The 15,956-nt window shown below is 55.7% G+C and carries 16 protein-coding genes and 1 tRNA gene; 7 read left to right on the top strand and 10 right to left on the bottom strand.

What is annotated here, in order from left to right; translation table 11 throughout:
• Positions 1 to 205: 205 nt before the first annotated feature.
• The 4 genes from AC5S16_RS00085 to AC5S16_RS00070 all read right to left on the bottom strand — a co-directional run bounded on the left by AC5S16_RS00085 (position 206) and on the right by AC5S16_RS00070 (position 3,730).
• Entirely contained in the window at positions 206 to 1,708 is a 1,503-nt protein-coding gene (locus tag AC5S16_RS00085) for a hypothetical protein (protein ID WP_493927961.1), read from the bottom strand.
• Positions 1,705 to 2,262: an RNA polymerase sigma factor gene (locus AC5S16_RS00080; protein WP_493927960.1), complete on the bottom strand. Its 558-nt coding sequence runs from the start codon at positions 2,260 to 2,262 to the stop codon at positions 1,705 to 1,707. The genes AC5S16_RS00085 and AC5S16_RS00080 overlap by 4 nt, the downstream gene beginning before the upstream one ends.
• A gap of 82 nt (positions 2,263 to 2,344) precedes the next feature.
• Positions 2,345 to 2,473 carry a hypothetical protein gene (locus tag AC5S16_RS00075; protein ID WP_493927959.1) on the bottom strand — a complete coding sequence of 43 codons (129 nt, stop codon included), beginning with the start codon at positions 2,471 to 2,473 and terminating at the stop codon, positions 2,345 to 2,347.
• A 282-nt stretch (positions 2,474 to 2,755) separates the two neighbouring features.
• A complete protein-coding gene (locus tag AC5S16_RS00070; protein WP_493927958.1) occupies positions 2,756 to 3,730 on the bottom strand; it encodes an AraC family transcriptional regulator in 975 nt (324 codons plus the stop codon).
• Between the two features lie 120 nt (positions 3,731 to 3,850).
• Here AC5S16_RS00070 and AC5S16_RS00065 point away from each other — a divergent pair, with 120 nt between their 5' ends.
• A complete protein-coding gene (locus AC5S16_RS00065) occupies positions 3,851 to 4,738 on the top strand; it encodes an SDR family oxidoreductase (RefSeq protein ID WP_493927957.1) in 888 nt (295 codons plus the stop codon).
• Between the two features lie 325 nt (positions 4,739 to 5,063).
• On the top strand, positions 5,064 to 5,384 hold the full coding sequence (locus AC5S16_RS00060; protein ID WP_493927956.1) for a tyrosine-type recombinase/integrase: 321 nt from the start codon (positions 5,064 to 5,066) through the stop codon (positions 5,382 to 5,384).
• 48 nt (positions 5,385 to 5,432) lie between these two features.
• Here the strand turns inward: AC5S16_RS00060 and AC5S16_RS00055 are convergent.
• From AC5S16_RS00055 to AC5S16_RS00045, 3 genes are all read right to left on the bottom strand, one after another.
• Positions 5,433 to 5,519, bottom strand: a tRNA-Leu gene (locus tag AC5S16_RS00055).
• A gap of 110 nt (positions 5,520 to 5,629) precedes the next feature.
• Positions 5,630 to 6,217, bottom strand: a complete 588-nt coding sequence (locus AC5S16_RS00050; protein WP_493928630.1) for a LemA family protein — start codon at positions 6,215 to 6,217, stop codon at positions 5,630 to 5,632.
• A gap of 57 nt (positions 6,218 to 6,274) precedes the next feature.
• Positions 6,275 to 7,060, bottom strand: a complete 786-nt coding sequence (locus tag AC5S16_RS00045) for a TPM domain-containing protein (RefSeq protein WP_493927955.1) — start codon at positions 7,058 to 7,060, stop codon at positions 6,275 to 6,277.
• 77 nt (positions 7,061 to 7,137) lie between these two features.
• Here AC5S16_RS00045 and AC5S16_RS00040 point away from each other — a divergent pair, with 77 nt between their 5' ends.
• A complete protein-coding gene (locus tag AC5S16_RS00040; RefSeq protein WP_493927954.1) occupies positions 7,138 to 7,689 on the top strand; it encodes a hypothetical protein in 552 nt (183 codons plus the stop codon).
• Between the two features lie 51 nt (positions 7,690 to 7,740).
• Here the strand turns inward: AC5S16_RS00040 and AC5S16_RS00035 are convergent, their stop codons facing one another.
• The gene (locus AC5S16_RS00035; RefSeq protein ID WP_493927953.1) at positions 7,741 to 8,397 is read right to left on the bottom strand and encodes an MOSC domain-containing protein; all 657 of its coding nucleotides are present in this window, start codon (positions 8,395 to 8,397) and stop codon (positions 7,741 to 7,743) included.
• 71 nt (positions 8,398 to 8,468) lie between these two features.
• Between AC5S16_RS00035 and AC5S16_RS00030 the strand changes: the two genes are divergently transcribed.
• The 3 genes from AC5S16_RS00030 to AC5S16_RS00020 all read left to right on the top strand — a co-directional run bounded on the left by AC5S16_RS00030 (position 8,469) and on the right by AC5S16_RS00020 (position 10,425).
• Positions 8,469 to 8,741 carry a hypothetical protein gene (locus AC5S16_RS00030; protein WP_493927952.1) on the top strand — a complete coding sequence of 91 codons (273 nt, stop codon included), beginning with the start codon at positions 8,469 to 8,471 and terminating at the stop codon, positions 8,739 to 8,741.
• A 402-nt stretch (positions 8,742 to 9,143) separates the two neighbouring features.
• Positions 9,144 to 9,830, top strand: coding sequence for a M48 family metalloprotease (locus tag AC5S16_RS00025; RefSeq protein WP_493927951.1), 687 nt, complete (start codon positions 9,144 to 9,146; stop codon positions 9,828 to 9,830).
• Between the two features lie 208 nt (positions 9,831 to 10,038).
• The gene (locus AC5S16_RS00020) at positions 10,039 to 10,425 is read left to right on the top strand and encodes an MmcQ/YjbR family DNA-binding protein (protein ID WP_493927950.1); all 387 of its coding nucleotides are present in this window, start codon (positions 10,039 to 10,041) and stop codon (positions 10,423 to 10,425) included.
• A 120-nt stretch (positions 10,426 to 10,545) separates the two neighbouring features.
• On the opposite strand, the gene AC5S16_RS00015 is transcribed toward AC5S16_RS00020, so the two are convergent.
• Both AC5S16_RS00015 and AC5S16_RS00010 read right to left on the bottom strand, forming a co-directional pair.
• Complete coding sequence (locus AC5S16_RS00015; RefSeq protein WP_493927949.1) at positions 10,546 to 10,806, bottom strand: helix-turn-helix domain-containing protein; 261 nt, start codon at positions 10,804 to 10,806, stop codon at positions 10,546 to 10,548.
• 291 nt (positions 10,807 to 11,097) lie between these two features.
• Positions 11,098 to 12,132 carry a 6-phosphofructokinase gene (locus AC5S16_RS00010; RefSeq protein ID WP_493927948.1) on the bottom strand — a complete coding sequence of 345 codons (1,035 nt, stop codon included), beginning with the start codon at positions 12,130 to 12,132 and terminating at the stop codon, positions 11,098 to 11,100.
• Positions 12,133 to 12,444: 312 nt separating this feature from the next.
• Here AC5S16_RS00010 and AC5S16_RS00005 point away from each other — a divergent pair, with 312 nt between their 5' ends.
• On the top strand, positions 12,445 to 15,612 hold the full coding sequence (locus AC5S16_RS00005; RefSeq protein ID WP_493927947.1) for a DUF3857 domain-containing protein: 3,168 nt from the start codon (positions 12,445 to 12,447) through the stop codon (positions 15,610 to 15,612).
• Positions 15,613 to 15,956: the final 344 nt, after the last annotated feature.

Raw genomic sequence — 15,956 nt, 5'->3', positions numbered from 1 at the left:
ATGAGCGCCTTGATAGTTCCGTATATCCGTGTAGAGTGGAGTTTTTTTTTACGAGAGCAGGGTCAGACCGTGCGCGGGGGGATTTTTATCAAGTATTCATAAGCAGAACATTACCCATGCTCGGATTCCAAATCGCATGGATCAGGCAATAAGTTACAGGAACCGAAAACGAGAAGGCAGCATGCTGCGTAGCCGGGATAAGACATCAGAGTAAATCTCGAATCTGCTGGAGGCGGGCATCCAGAACAGCCTGGCCCGGGGCCGCTGCGCGGAATAGAAGCTCTGCTAAAGCTGTATCCAGTTGCTGTGCCTGAGCAGGAGTAAGGAGCTTAGAAGGAGAATGATTGGGCGAACCAATCAAAGGCTCGATGCTGGAAGAGAGTTCTGCCTGCATACTAAGCACATTCAACTCTTCCTTCGCTAGAAGCGTGGATAGATCTTTTGCACACGAACAATGACGCAGCGCTTTTTGTCTTTCCTGGAGCCTGGAAACGAAAAACGCGTGTCCAAGGATCTGGCGCGAGAGACGCAAAGTCTTGTTGCGGTATGTCTCCCTGATATTTTTATCCGGAAATTGCTGTTCTAACCATTCCACGGCAAGAGCTGGTCCATCGCCATCGGGTCGAATTCTCTCAGGCCAGATATCTTCCTGGTTGACTGGATCTGTCGGCGAATGTATTCCCAGTTCTATTTCGCGATTCGACGCGAATGCCTTTAAAAATTGTTGTTTTCTATTGTCGCTGTCTACGACGGCTTCGACCTGCACGTGCGAACCATTTCTGACCACAGCGGCATCCCATCCGGAGTCAGCGTTCAACTGGTGCAGCAATATCCATGACTGTACTTCCAGCAGATCCGCGGGATCATCAATATGAACGGGCCTTGGCTCAGGCAGTGGCTTAGCAGTTGCAATATCAGCGGATGGCGCCGGCGGTAATGGCTGCAAGGCTTCCGCGATACTCACTTCCTCACTGTCCTCAAAGTCAAGCGTCAGCTTTGTCGGGTGGTAATCGGAGGCGCGCATCTCGAGACTCGCAGCATGCACTGAACCTTCTTCCGTAGTCGTATAAATATCCCAGGACGCTTGTTCTTTGGTTACACGATCCTTGTGGCGATGTAGACCACCACGCCAGGCAGCATATGTTCTGACAGAGAGCGGATTCCCGTGGCCCCACTGTGTTAGTTTTACGTCCTGCAAGGCTCGATTGCAGTGAAGCGAGCTTTCGAAGGAAACTACTTCCTCGCTATGCTTTCCTCCGGCGCAGGTCTTCCCGCCCGCCTCTAACTGAAATGCAATTTCATCTGCACCCTGTTGATCCTGGCGTTGCATCGCAGTTGCCAGCAGTTCGGTTGCATTTGCCTGTGGAACTGCCGAAGGATAAAACAGCACAGCCAGCACACACACACAGCCAAATACAATTGCAGCTACTGGGCCCCAGGGGAAAACGAATCCTCCCGATACGGGCGATACGGACGCCGGGCGCGCAACAGGAGAGGGCGAGAGAACAGGCTCTCCCAAGACTTCCGGTAATCCCACTTCAGCCAGACGTTCAAAAACGGAATGCGCAAACCGCAGGTTGTCGTAGTGCTTCCGGCAGTACTCGCACTCTTTCAAGTGCTGTGCAACTTCAAGTTGAGCCTCTGCGGACAGACGTTTCCCTGCAGCTTCCAACAGCGCTTCGTCGGTAAGGTGTCGGGCTTTAGTCACTTGCGCGATCGAGTCACCCGGACTTGAAATTCTTTGAGCGCCTTCAGTGTAGCGCGACGCGCTGTCCAGCGGGAGACGCCAACGACTGTACCGATCTGGAGAAAGTCATATCCGCGGAAGTACATCAGGATGCACTCGCGGTCACGCTCAGAAAACTCGCACATGACCTCCGCACTGAGGCGCAATAAGCCATCATCGATGACCCGTTTTTCTGGCGAAGGCGCGGGATCCACCAATTCCAAGTGGACACAGTTTTCGGCATAGTCCGTCGCATCAAGGGAAAGATGGAGGTCGGGGCGGCTTTTGTGATAACACCTATATGCCAGATGCCTGGTCACGGTGCGCATCCAGGAGTGGATCCGTTCCACCGACCGGCCCGCCCGCTGCTCTCTGAATAACACTACAAATGCTTCCTGGGTCAGATCCTCGGCGTCCGCCCGGTTCCGCACGATAGAGTACGCGTATTGAAAAGCTTTCCTCCAAAGATCGCTTTCCGCTGCGTAGGCGGATTCTTCCGACGGAACATTCCGATCCAGCGAAAGATCGACGTCCATCCTTACACTCCATGAAAATTGTTACAGTGCAGTCAATATTTCATCGGCCTGGAAACCTAAGATGACGGGTCTTGCCGTTCAATCAGAGTGCCGATTGGCTAAAAACCGATTGCGCCATGCCAGGCGACTGGATCAGGAAGAAAGCCGCCAGAAGGCTGATGCGCATCAGGGCCTCACTACTGTATGGAAATGCAACTAAATATTGATGCATGGATCTCTCCTAAAATACTGCTGCATGGGGAAACAACCTCTCACTGCCAAATGAACCGAAGCCGGGGTTGTGCAGAAATGATCGTGCACTGATTTGTGCGCCTCGAAAACAGAAACCGCTCTGTGGCGAAAAAGAAGCACAGTGTCATTGTGATCGGGTGAGCAGGAGAAAGCCACGTTCTGAACAGTTCAGTAATTTTTCAGAGAACAGATTCTAAGTGGCTTAACGAAGAGAATTCACCACATATTCATCATTTCGCACGGTAGCCGGAAATCTTGAACATTAATTAGCAAGCGCTTCAGGTTGAGCATCGTCGATGGTTTCGTCTTCACTATACGAAGAGGAAACCAAGCTTTGGCCGCCCCTGTATTGCTTGGGAGAACAGTTCATGATTTTCCTGAAGGCAGTCCTGAAAGCGCTTTCCGATTCATAACCGAGCGAGAGAGCGATGACAGAGATGGACTCGCCGGAACTCGTCAGTCTGTGACCTGCCAACAGCATCCGCCAGCGCGTCAAATATTCCATAGGAGAAGTCCCAACGGCCGACTTGAACTTCAGGGCGAAGATGGATCGCGACATGCCCGAGCGCTCGGCCAGTTCCTGCAGTGTCCAGCGATGGCCAGGATCTTCGTGCATCGCGGTAATCGCCGCTCTCATCTGCCTATCCGACAGTGCAAAGAGCCACCCAGCCCTACTGCTCAACCCCTCCGCAAGATGCAGCCGCAGAGCCTGGACCAGCATCGTGGTTGCCAGCTGCTGTGCGACCAATGAGCCTCCGGGCTGTTGCTCACGCAGTTCCTGTCTCATCCGCTCCAGACACCAACGCAGTTCTGCCTTATCCGATTCCGACTGGATATGCACAATGGGCGGTAATTCATCTAACAGCATGCGGGCATGGCTGCCCGTAAACGCAAAGTACCCGCCGACAATGAAATATTCCCCGCCTCCATTCCACGTCCTGATGCCGCCATTCACCGGAGTTGCATGCAACATGCAGGCGTCAATAGCGGGAATATTGAGATCACTGGCAAGGCGGAAAGGCAGCCCGCGAGGCAGCAAAACACAGTCGCCTGCCTCCAGACGCACTGGGTCGGAAATGTCATCGATGACCAGCCAGCAGTGGCCGGAGACGAGGGCGTAGCATTTGATGCCCTCGTATCGGCTGAATTGGACTGCCCACTCTCCAGCCCGGTCGAAACCACCAGCCATATAGCTGTGCAGTTTTAGTAGTGACAATACTTCAGAGAGTGGATCCATTACCCGTCCGGACGATTCAGTCGTTATTACGGACTTACAGCATCGATCGTATCGCCCTTCTGCTTCATCTGACAAACACAGGGCCGAGGGCGCCCAAGTTCACGAAATAAAGGAAATCCTATGCGTGTTTTTCTCACTGGCGCTACCGGTTTCATCGGTTCTGCCATTGTCCCGGAACTCATCAATGCTGGACATCAGGTGCTCGGACTGACGCGGTCAGATGAGGGAGCCAAGTCTCTTCTCGCCGCCGGCGCTGAAGTACACCAAGGAAGTCTTGAAGACCTTGAAAGTCTGCGCAGCGGAGCTACCGTGTCGGATGCTGTCATTCATTGTGCGTTTATCCATGACTTCTCGAAATTCCAAGAAAACTGTGAGATCGACATGCGTGCCATTGAGGCGCTCGGAGATGCGCTTGCCGGCTCTGACCGTTCCTTGATTGTCAGCTCCGGGATTGGTCCCTGGGCGCCGGGCCGCCTCACAGCTGAACACGATAATCCTCCGGCTCAGTCCCCATTGCCCCGGGTCTCCGAACAGACAGGCATGTCGCAGATTGCGAAAGGCGTAAAGGCGGGAGTAATGCGCCTCCCTCAAGTCCACGACACAGTGAAGCAAGGCCTCGTCACCCCCTTAATCGCAATAGCCCGTGAGAAAGGCGTCTCCGCGTATGTTGGGGAGGGACTCAACCGCTGGCCGGCGGCTCATGTGCTCGACGTTGCGCAGCTGTACAGACTCGCTTTGGAAAAGCACGAGGCAGGCGCCCGGTATCACGCAGTTGGAGAGGAAGGCGTGCGATCGAAAGACATCGCAGAAGCCGTCGGGCGGGGCCTGAACGTACCCGTAATCTCCATCCCTTCAGAAGAGGCAGGTGCTCACTTTGGCTTTTTCGGGATTTTTGCCGGTCTTGACCTGGCAGCTTCAAGCGCGATAACACAGCAACAACTCGGATGGCATCCGACTGGTCCCGGACTGATCGAGGATCTCAATAATATGCGTTATTTTGAAGCCTGAACCGACAGCGCATCAGCGGCGTCTTGATGCTGCTGATGCGCTGTACCCTGAGATAGGCAGGAAGATCATCAAACATGTATTTTGGCGGTGATGATCTCGCTCATAGAATTTTATCCTCCCTAGCTAAACGTTGAGTGAAACATCGAGACTGAATCAGATAGCTAAAACACCAGCTTGAGAACGAGCAGACCTAACCCGCCCACAATAATCTGGTGGGGTCTCGTCCGAACGATAACCCATGTCCCTGGCTGTGTAGTAGCCTGCATGGTCGAAGTTCGGCAAATCTGTATGCTGCGGCACATCTTGCAAGCAAGCCTTCCCAGCAATGCGCTGCCCCTCCACCAAAATCTACCCGAACCGGAAACAGGAACAGTTTGACAACAGGTCATGGTTTGAGCCAGCCGTCGAAGAGGCCGAGATTCTCCGCATAACCTGGCACGGTCTGCGTCACACATTCTGTTCATGGTTGGCGATGGCAGGAGCATCCATGCGGGAAATCATGGAAGCTGCCGGTCACAAAACCATGTCCCAGGCAGCCCGCTATTCCCACCTTTCACCCCAGCATACTCAGTCGGTCGTGGACCGGATCGCCGGAACAAGCACCGAGAAAACCAACATGCACCAAAACATGCACCAGGCAAAATAATTGTAACCGTGGAAGATCTAAATTAAATGGATAAGTCTTTTAAAATCATGGTGCCCGGAGGGGGACTTGAACCCCCACGGCCTTGCGGCCTGCGGATTTTAAGTCCGCTGCGTCTGCCGATTTCGCCATCCGGGCGGGAAGACTCTCTCTTTCATCCTAAATGAAAGTGCGCTTCTTCCAATTTCGCGAGAGAGGTCGACGATCTCTCTCGCGAAAATCAGCATTCAGCAATACAGTCTTCCGCCTTAGAACTTCACAGCAGGCGCCTGCTTCGACGATTCGCTTGCCTGGAAGTAATCGTTGTCCGGCTGGAAGCCTGCCATGCCCGCCCAGATGCTGTTCGGAAACTGCCGGATGAAGGTGTTGTAGTCCTGCACCGTCTGGTTGTAGCGCCTGCGCTCGACAGCGATGCGGTTCTCCGTGCCCTCAAGCTGGTCCTGCAGCGCAAGAAAGTTCTGGTCTGCCTTCAGGTTAGGATAGTTCTCCGACAACGCCAGCAGTCGTCCCAACGCGGAATCAAGCTGGCCATTGGCAGCGATCGCTCCCTTCGTATCATTCGCACTGTGCGCGCTCAACAACGCTGAGCGTGCGTTGGCGATATCGGAAAACACCTTCTCTTCGTGGGTCGCGTAACCTTTCACCGTGGCCACCAGGTTAGGAATCAGATCGGCGCGCCGCTGCAGCACCACATCTACCTGAGACCACTGCGCGTGGATCGCTTCCTGCTTGGCGACCATCTGGTTCTTGGCGCTCACATAGCTGCCGAACACCAGCAGCACGGCCAGAAAAATCACAACTACAAACGCAATCCCAATCCACAACCCACGTCTCATCACGGGCAATTTCTCCTTACGTCAAAACCGTTGCTTCCATCCAGAGACTACACGACACTACCAGTCGCCGCCAGCGCCACCGCCGCCGGTACTGCCGCCTCCCCAGCCGCCAAAGCCGCCGCCGTCTCCACCACCACCTCCGCCAAAACCGCCGCCGCCTCCCCAGCGTCCACGTCCGCCGCCGCCCAGGAACATCCCCAGCAGAAAACCCAGCAGGCCCGATCCGCCGGCGCGCGCCAGAAAAATGATGACCAGAAAAATGACGACCCCGAACACAATCAGCTGTCCGATGCTCAGCCGGACAGCCTGCTGCTGCGGAGCAACGCGCCGCTGCCGGAGCCCACCGAGCTGCACGCCGGCATCCGCAGCAATCACCCGAGCAATCTGGTTCACAGCCAGCGTCATGGCGTCGTCATAATCACCGGCGCGCAGGTAAGGAACCATCTGCCGCCCGATCTCCCCCACGCGCGAGTCCGGCAGAATGCCCTCAAGACCATATCCGGTGCTGATCCAGCGCTTCCGGTCCTGCACCGCGACCAGGACCAGCACACCCCTGTCCTTCTGCCCGATTTTCCACTTATCCCATAACTGGACGGCGTAGTCCTGGACTGCTTCACCCTCAAGCGACTTCACCGTCACTACTGCGATCTGCGCATGCGCCTGGTGATCCACCTGCGCACACAAGGCATTCAGCTCCTGCCGGGTCTCAGGAGAAAGCACACTGGCATAATCGCTGACGTAATTGGTCCCTACCGGAAGGTCTTTCACCGCCTGCGCCTGCACTGCAAGCGAACAGAGCAGCACGGCAAGCCACGGCAGTCTACGTACTAAGAGGCGTAGCATCGCACCTTATTCTACCTGCCTGGATGCAAATCTCTGCTCATGCATCTAAACTGAGTGGCATATAAGGAGTGTGTCTCATGCTCCGGCAATGGCTGCTTCTATCACTCATCTTTCTTCCCTCTTTCGCAACCCATGCATGGGCGCAGTCGCACAAAGACCCGCTCAACGACGACGAAGTCGAGCAGGTGCGCGAGTTCGCAGACCGCCCGAACGACCGCCTCAAGCTCTACCAGAAATTTATCGACCAGCGCATCGACGCCATCACCAAGCTCTCTACCGATAAGAAGGTCGCAAACCGCACCGCCCAGTTGCGCGCCAGGCTCGAGGAATTCACTACTCTCGTCGATGAGTTGCAGGACAACCTCGACGCCTATGACAAGGACCACGCCGACATCCGCAAAGTCCTCAAGCTCCTCGGCCCATCAAGCGACAAATGGGGACCGGCCCTGCATCTGCCCGAAGCCAATCCCGGCTACGACTTCGCCCGCACGACCGCCATCGAGGCCTCAAAAACTGCAGTCGATCAGATTAAAGAGCTCCAGACAGACCAGGAAAAGTATTTCGCCGAACACAAGGACCAGGCCGGCAAAAACGGTACAGGTCCGCAAGCCCCACAGTCCCCGCAATAAGGCTCAGCACAAACTGCGACTTAACGATTGAATTCGATTGGCATCGGTCAGTCATTCGCCCGAACGATATAGCTTTTCCTCGAAATATCCCTTCCAGCTCTCGGGTAATGCTTCTACCTTAAGCGCCCGCTTCACCTGCCGAACTTCCTCCTGCCCGTACGTCTTCGTCGCATACAAATGAAAAATCATCGACACAGGAACAGATTCCGGATCATGGCTCAGCGGGATAAGTTCATCCCCGACTCCAACCTCACCCTCGCGAATGACTGCCAGATAGAAACCGGATCGCCTGCTATTGAGAAACCGCTTAACCATATCGTCCGACCCGAACTTGATGCCAAGCTTGTAGCACGGAAGCCGAGGCTGCGTGACAGCCACTTCCGCCGAACCAACCGAGAATCGATCACCGATATGTACTGAGTCTTCGGCCAGGCCAGTAATCGTGAAGTTCTCTCCAAACGCGCCCATCAACAGCGCATGGCCTGCCAGCTCCGTTTTCCAGTAGTCATAGTGCTCAACCGGGTAGCAATAAACTGCCTTGTCCCTGCCACCGTGCACGCTCAGGTCCGCCTGCCGGTCTCCATCCAGATTGAGTGTCCGTAAAGGGACTCGGCCCGCAACCGGCTCTTTATAGATCGATGTGGTGACACTTCTTCCATGCCAGACGACTTCCCGGGGCAAGCCGCAATTTACAGAAATGAGCTTCATATCAATTTCCCACCTTGGTCACAGACCTCATGCGAGGGCTGAGACAGCATCTTCAATAACACGGGCACCAGTTGACGCTGAAACTCCACGCGGTGGTGCTTCCATCGTCCCGGATATGGGACCTCCAGATCCATACCAGACCATCCGGCCATCATTTGAGCCCGCTTCACACTGGTGCGAATCGACCGCACGACAGTAACGATCGCGAGCGGTCGGAGAATGCGAATCGTTCGCGCCAGACGAGCCTCGCCGGCACAACAAATGCTTGTCCGCAGGTTGTGAGGCATGTGATCCACTGGCTCGCCGCACAGGTCGACCAGATAGCAGCCCAAAGCGCGAAATGACTCCAGGAATCTGTCTCTCGGTAATGAAGGAAATGCTGCAAAGAATGTATCTCGAATAGCGCGATACAACCCTGAGTCTTCCTGGTAGAAGAATCGTCCCGATGCCGGAGGAGCTTCTCCTATAAATAGAATTCGTGTTCGCTCGGGTCGATATTGTCTTCGCAGGTTTTCCCGTTTACGCCGCGCTGCGCCGCTCGTAAGTGCTTCCGCAACACGGTCAGAATTGCGCCGCTCTCGTTTCGATTCAACTTCAGAATGCATATGCACTTATCCGCTCAATCCACTGTAATCAGTCTCTTGCACACCAACGCTTATGGGCCAGTCAATGCAGCCGATCACACGACTAACTGATCGTAGAACCAGTGAATACCACAACCGCAGGTTTGTGCTACGCTCACCTCAGTGCATCCCGAACTCGTGCAGTTGTTTCAAGAGGAGTACCGCGCTCTCCGCCCGCGGGCTCCCATTCCCCCGATTTACATCCGCTTCTACCACTTCACCAGCCTGAACACGACGATTCGCCTGCGGGAGGGCGAGCTTAAAATCCATCTCTCCGATCTGCTTGAAGGAGCGCCTGAACCGGTCCTGCGCGCCATTGCCCACATCCTGCTGGCCAAGCTCTACCGCAAGCCACTCAGCGCGACACACACTGCTCGCTACCGGCGCTTCGCCTCAAGCGACGCCGTCATGCGGCAGACTGAGCTTATCCGCCAGATGCGCGGACGCAAGCGTATCTCCACCGCGAAGGGCGAGCACTACGACCTCGACGAAGTCTTCGAATCGCTCAACCAACGTTTCTTTCACGGACTCATGGGCCGCCCGCAGCTCACCTGGAGCGAGCACAAAGCGCGCCGCCTGCTCGGCCATTATGACGCCGCGCACAACACCATCATGATCAGCCGCGTCTTCGACCGCAGAAACACGCCGCGCTACGCCATCGAATACCTGATGTACCACGAGATGCTCCACCTCAAGCATCCGGTCAAGGTACGCGGAGGTCGCCGCTGCATCCACTCCCGCGAATTCCAAGCCGAAGAAAACCTCTTCCCTCACCTCGAACAAGCCAAAGCTTATCTGAAACAGTTGTAAGGAACTGCGCTCTTCAGCGCGTACATTTTTACAAACCATTTATTTAACTTGAGCTGGCAGTTTCACAGGCTAAAGCTTGCTGACGCCAAAAAGAATCAGAAAGGAAAACGATAGGAATTGTGCCGAAATGCGCATCTGCCTGGACGACTAGTCCTCCTATTCAAACCATCTTTGGCTTGAATGGGGTAGTTCACTATGCTGGATGAGGATGAAACCTGCTCCTCACAGGGACGATGTCTTTAAGAAAGTGACTGCCATCTGCCTCCGCCTGCCCGAAGCTACACGAGAGATCACCGGCCATCACGCAGCCTTCAATGTCCGCAAGAAGACCTTCGCCTACTATCTAGACAATCACCACGGAGATGGCATCGTGGGCATCGTCTGCAAAGTGTTGCCGGGAGACAACACCGCCCTCATCGCTTCTAATCCGAAAAAGTTCTACATGCCCGCCTATGTAGGCCCAAGAGGGTGGGTCGGCCTTCGTCTCGATACCAGCAAAACCGACTGGAAGGAAGTCGAAGAGCTGGTCACCCATAGCTACCAGCTGGTAGCTCCGAAGCGTCTGGCCACTGCCATCAACATCGGCGACGAGTAAGAAATAACGATGGCAACGCCGAGCGCACACTTAACCAATCACCACCGCATCGTAAAAGAAAGAAAAAAGACGCAGGCAAGAATGGCGCGCGAAGAGCGCGTGTCGCTGGACGCGCAGTCCCTAGCGGGCTACCCGGACGGGCTTCTTCTGCCGCGGACGGACTGACTTCACCTCAATCTTCGGAACGCCGCCCGACTGCTGGTCCATCCAGTCATCGAGCCGCGACTTCTTGAACCGCCAGCGGTTCCCCAGCTTGAAAGCCGGAATAAAGCTCTCCGAGGCGTACTTATATAAGGTGTCGGGACTGATGCCCAAGTAATCCGCCGCCTGCCGAATGTCCATGACTTCCCGAATCTCGCTGCGCGCCGCCGCCGTCTTCATATAATCCGCCCCTCATTGAATTCAGTTAAATGCCGGAGCCAGAGAAAACCCGGCCCTGTGCTTATACCGTGTTTTCGAGGGTTAATTCAAGAGCTTTCCGCAAATTATTGGTTTATTTCTGGTTTCTACCCGGTCTTTTACCGCATTTTCATCCGGGAGTATCAAACTTGGTTCCATTAGGCGATCCGCTTAATGAAACACATTCATAATATAGCCATAAATAAAAGAAAAAGCTGGAGATGAATCTCCAGCTTTTCTACTTTCTGAGATCTGAGCCCTGGGACCTGGGACCTAAATCTTAGGCTCCAGCCCGGTAAGAATCTCGAGGAAGTTATCATCCACTGTCCGGTTCTTCGAGATTGCCTCTTCGAGCGGAATGTCCTTGATCTCCGTCCCACGCAGAACCACCAGCCGTCCGAAATTTCCTGCATGCACCAGGTCAATCGCCGCCAGCCCGTACCGGGTCGAAAGCATCCGGTCATATGCCGTCGGCGTACCGCCACGCTGCGTATGTCCCAGGTTGACTGAGCGCGTCTCATAGCCTGTCTTCTCCTCGATCAGTTCCGCCAACGCCTGCCCGACTCCGCTCAGCCGCGCATGGCCGAAGGAGTCCACCTTCGTCCCCTGGATCGACTGTCCGCCACTCGGAAGCTTCGCTCCCTCTGCCACCACCACAATGCCGTATTTCTTGCCATGGTCGTGGTTGTATTTCAGCAGCTTGGTGACATGGTCAATATCAATCGGCTTTTCCGGAACCAGCACCACATGCGCGCCCCCGGCCACACCTGCCGTCAGAGCAATCCAGCCCGCGTCGCGCCCCATCACCTCGCAGACGATCACGCGGTTATGCGCCTCGGCCGTTGTATGCAGACGGTCAATCGCCTCGGTCGCAATCGAAACCGCCGTGTCAAACCCGAAGCAGACATCCGTTCCATACAGATCGTTGTCGATCGTCTTGGGAACGCCCACACCAGGAACACCCGCCTTCACCAGCGCGTTGGTCACTGATTGCGTATCGTCGCCGCCGATCGCAATCAGCGCGTCAATCTTGTTGGCCTTGAGCGTGGCCATGCACTTCTCTACTCCGCCTTCGATCTTGCGGACATTGGTGCGTGAGGTGCGAAGAATCGTGCCGCCCTTGTCCAGAATGCCATCCACCGACTCAATCGTCAGCGATACCGTGGTGTTGTCCAGCACGCCGCGCCAGCCTTCGAGAAAGCCCACAAACTCATCGCCATAGTGGAAAATTCCCTTCTTCACCACCGCATGAATCACAGCATTCAGCCCGGGACAATCCCCGCCCCCAGTAAGCAGCCCAACTCGCATTTCCTGTTTTCTCCTTTGAATAGGTACGAATCGCTTCGAAAAGTTCCCCAGCCATCATAGCCGCGGGAAAGATTGCATACAAATTCGCCGCACAAAGCCGGGTGCCCCGGGTTCGCTGAGCCATGGGCGAAGCTAACGTGGGTCTTTCAGTCTCGCGCGCAGCGCGCACCTGGTCTTTCAAAACTAACCCGAAGCTGGTACAGGACCTCGATCAAGAACGGGAAAATCCAACACTTCAATTCCTCACTGCCGAATTTGCTCGCCCATACGACCGCGTCTGATGTATTTCTTTAACTACAAACAACAAAATTTATGGCACGTCTTTTATTGGTTCGTTTTTCCCTTCTGCTCCTTGGTTCCTGCACGTTGCTTCCCTCTGGCATCAGCCAGGCCAAAGACTACGACTACTCGCGCGAAAGCGTCATTTTTGACAAGATCGACTCCGTCTACGACTACAACGCCGACGGAACCTGTGAAAAAACGCTGACTTTCGCCGCCCGGATTCAATCCGATGCCGCCGTGCGTCAACTTGGCGTCCTCACGTTTCCCTACGCTGCACAAAATGAGCGCCCCGAGATCGTCTATGTCCGCGTCCGTAAAAAAGACGGCACAGTCATCCAGACGCCGCCCGAAGACGCGCAGGACATGCCCTCCGCCGTCTCCCGCATCGCTCCCTTTTACAGCGACCTCAAAGAGAAACAGGTTCCTGTCAAATCGCTGAGCGTTGGAGACACGCTCGAATACCAGGTGCGCTCCCACATGGAAAAGCCGCTGGCTCCGGGCCAGTTCTGGGGAACGGAAAATTTCGCCACCAATGCCGTTGTCCTCGAACAATCAGTCGAATTACGCAGCCCCAAGGACAAATACCTCCAGGTCGTCAGCCCGAAATCTGCCCCAAAGACCACCGAAGAAAACGGAAAGAAAATCTACCGCTGGACCACATCACATCCTGAACCGACTCCAGCGAAGAAAACTCCGCAGCCCTCCGAGCCCGACACGCAACCAACTATCGCCTGGACGACTTTCAAAAGCTGGCAGGAGCTGGGCGACTGGTTCGGCGCGCTCGCAAAAGAACGCAGCGAACCCTCATCTGAAGTCAAGGCCAAAGCCGCCGAGCTCATCAAGGACAAAACCACCGACGACCAGAAGATCGAAGCCATCTACGATTACGTCTCCACCCAGGTGCGCTACATCGGCATTGCCTTCGGTATCGGCCGCTACCAGCCACACGCTGCCGAAACCGTCATGGACAACCAGTACGGCGACTGCAAGGACAAGCACACACTTCTCGCCGCTCTGCTCAAAGCCGCCGGATACGACGCGTGGCCCGCGCTCATCAGTAACTTCGCCAAGCCCAATCCCGATCTGCCCTCGCCAGCGCAGTTCAACCACGTCATCACCGTCGTTCCGCGGAAAGGAAATGACACCCTGCTTTGGCTCGACTCCACCCCAGAAATCGGTCCGTACGGCATGCTGCTCTATGGGCTGCGCGACAAGCAGGCGCTCGTCATCGCCTCCTCAGGCAAGGCAGAGCTCATGCGCACACCCGCGAATCCTCCCTTCGCCGCGCGCGACTCATTTGACGCTACAGGTAAGCTCGACAACGAAGGCACCTTCACCGGGCACATCACCTTAAGCACGCGTGGCGACAACGAGATCATCTATCGAGAAGCCTTCCACCAGACCGCGCGCGCCCAGTGGAATGATCTTGTGCAGAGCATCTCGCAAAACCTCGGCTTTGCCGGCGCCGTCTCTGGTCTCGACGTATCTGTTCCCGAGAAGACCGCCGAGCCCTTCCACTATTCCTACGACTACATCCGCAAGGAATACTCCGACTGGGCCAATCGCCGCATTCTTCCCGCCCTCATGCCCGTCACCTTCCCCAGCGCAGAAGACGACGACAAGCCCTCCGACGCCGTCCTCCTCGGCGCACCGCACATCGAAACCAGCCACTCCATCATCGAGCTGCCCTCAAACTACACAGCGGTGCTCCCCAAGTCCGCGCAATACTCCACCAGCTTCGCAACCTACCAGAGCGATTACCATCTGGACGGCAACAAGCTCATCGCTGATCGCCGTATCGAAGTCCTCTCCGGCAAGGTGCCTATAGCAAAGTGGGAGGAGTACCAGAAGTTCGTCAAAAATGTGCAGGACAGCCAGAACCAGTACATTCAGTTGACCGCTCCAGGAGCTACAGTCGCCGCCGAAGTGGAAGTCAGCAATCCCGACGCAGAGCGGCTCGTCCGTGAAGCCTATGTTGACATGCAGAGCCGCAATTTTGACGGCGCCAGATCGGCCCTCGACGAAGCGGAAAAACTGAATCCCCGTCAGCTTGGGTTATGGGCCGCCTACGGCGCCATACAGATGCAGAACAATAATATGGACGACGCCATCGCCAACCTGAAGAAAGAAGTCTCGTTGCATCCCGGCAATCCATATGGATATCGCGTTCTTGTGAGCGCGCAGCTCACCTACAAGCAGTTCGACAATGCCGAGTCCACCCTGCATTCGCTGCTCAAAATCCTCCCCAACGACGTGCCCACGGAAATACAGCTCGGTTCTCTCCTCCTGCAGCAGAAAAAATATCAGGAAGCATCAACCCTGCTCACTGTCGCCGAGAAGTCCTCACCGGGCAACAAGAACCTCGCCATTCAGGCCGGCCGCGCCCAGCTCTTCGCCGGCCAGAGCGCTGAAGGTGAAGCCACGCTGCGCGCATCGCTCGACGGCGCCACGGAGCCCGAAATCCTCAACGACGCAGCCTATGAACTGGCCGATCACGGACTCGACCTCGATCTCGCCGAATCCAGCTGCAAAAAGGCGACCGAGAAACTGGAAGCGCAGTCTGCGCAACTGTCTCTCACCAACCTCCGCAACAGCGATCTCGGCCAGCTGCAATTGCTCGCCGCCACCTGGGACACCATGGGCTGGATCTATTTCCGCAAGGGCGACCTCCCTCTGGCGGAAAGCTACGTCCATGCCTCCTGGTTTGAAGGCCAGCATCGCGAGGTCGGCGACCATCTCGGCCAGATCTACGAGAAGGAAAACAAGAAGCAGGAAGCAGCCAACATCTACGCCCTCGCCAAGGCCTCCAGCCGCATATCGCCCGACCCCGAAGGCCGCCAGGACATGGAGCAGCGCGCCGCCGCCCTTTCCGCAAAAGGCATCCACGCATCCTACTCCGACCCCGGACGCCAGCTCGGCGAAGAGCGCTCCATCTACATTCCCAAACTCACGAAGAAATACGCCTCAGCCGAGTTCTTCGTTGAGTTCTCCCCCGGCAAAGTCGAAGACGTCCAGTTCATCCGCGGAGACGACGCCCTGCGCAGCGCAACCGATGCACTGAGCAAAGCGGACTTCAACACTCTTTTCCCTAAAGGCTCACAGGCAAAGCTCATCCGCCGCGGCATCCTCGCCTGCACAGAAGCCATGGAGAAGTGCCAGTTCACCCTGCTCCTACCGCAATCCACCACCGTCCAATAAACGCGAAAAAAATCCAGGCGATATTTACATATCTGTAAACAAAATTGGCCCTTCCACCAAGCACCGTTACTGGACGAAGTTAGCATGCAGGCAGTAGGCTAAGAAACTACGCGGGAAGGCTGGGCTTCAGTATCCATGCCTCACAACATTGTTCTATTTGCTCGCAAGGAGGCTGCCCTTGCCCGGTGCTGCGTACATCCATGTCCAGGTTGGCGGGGAAGACATCGACCTCGCTCTGCTGGCCGTCGTCGAAGTCCATCAGAAGCTCAACGACCACTGGCGCGCGCGCGTCATCTTCCGCTCCGTACCCGACACTCAGCCCGACGTGGCTTCCATGTTCGGCC

It is taken from the genome of Acidobacterium sp. FHG110202_01 (assembly GCF_059115305.1).
Note: the sequence above shows the minus strand (reverse complement) of the source record. Positions and strands in the feature narration are given on the sequence as shown.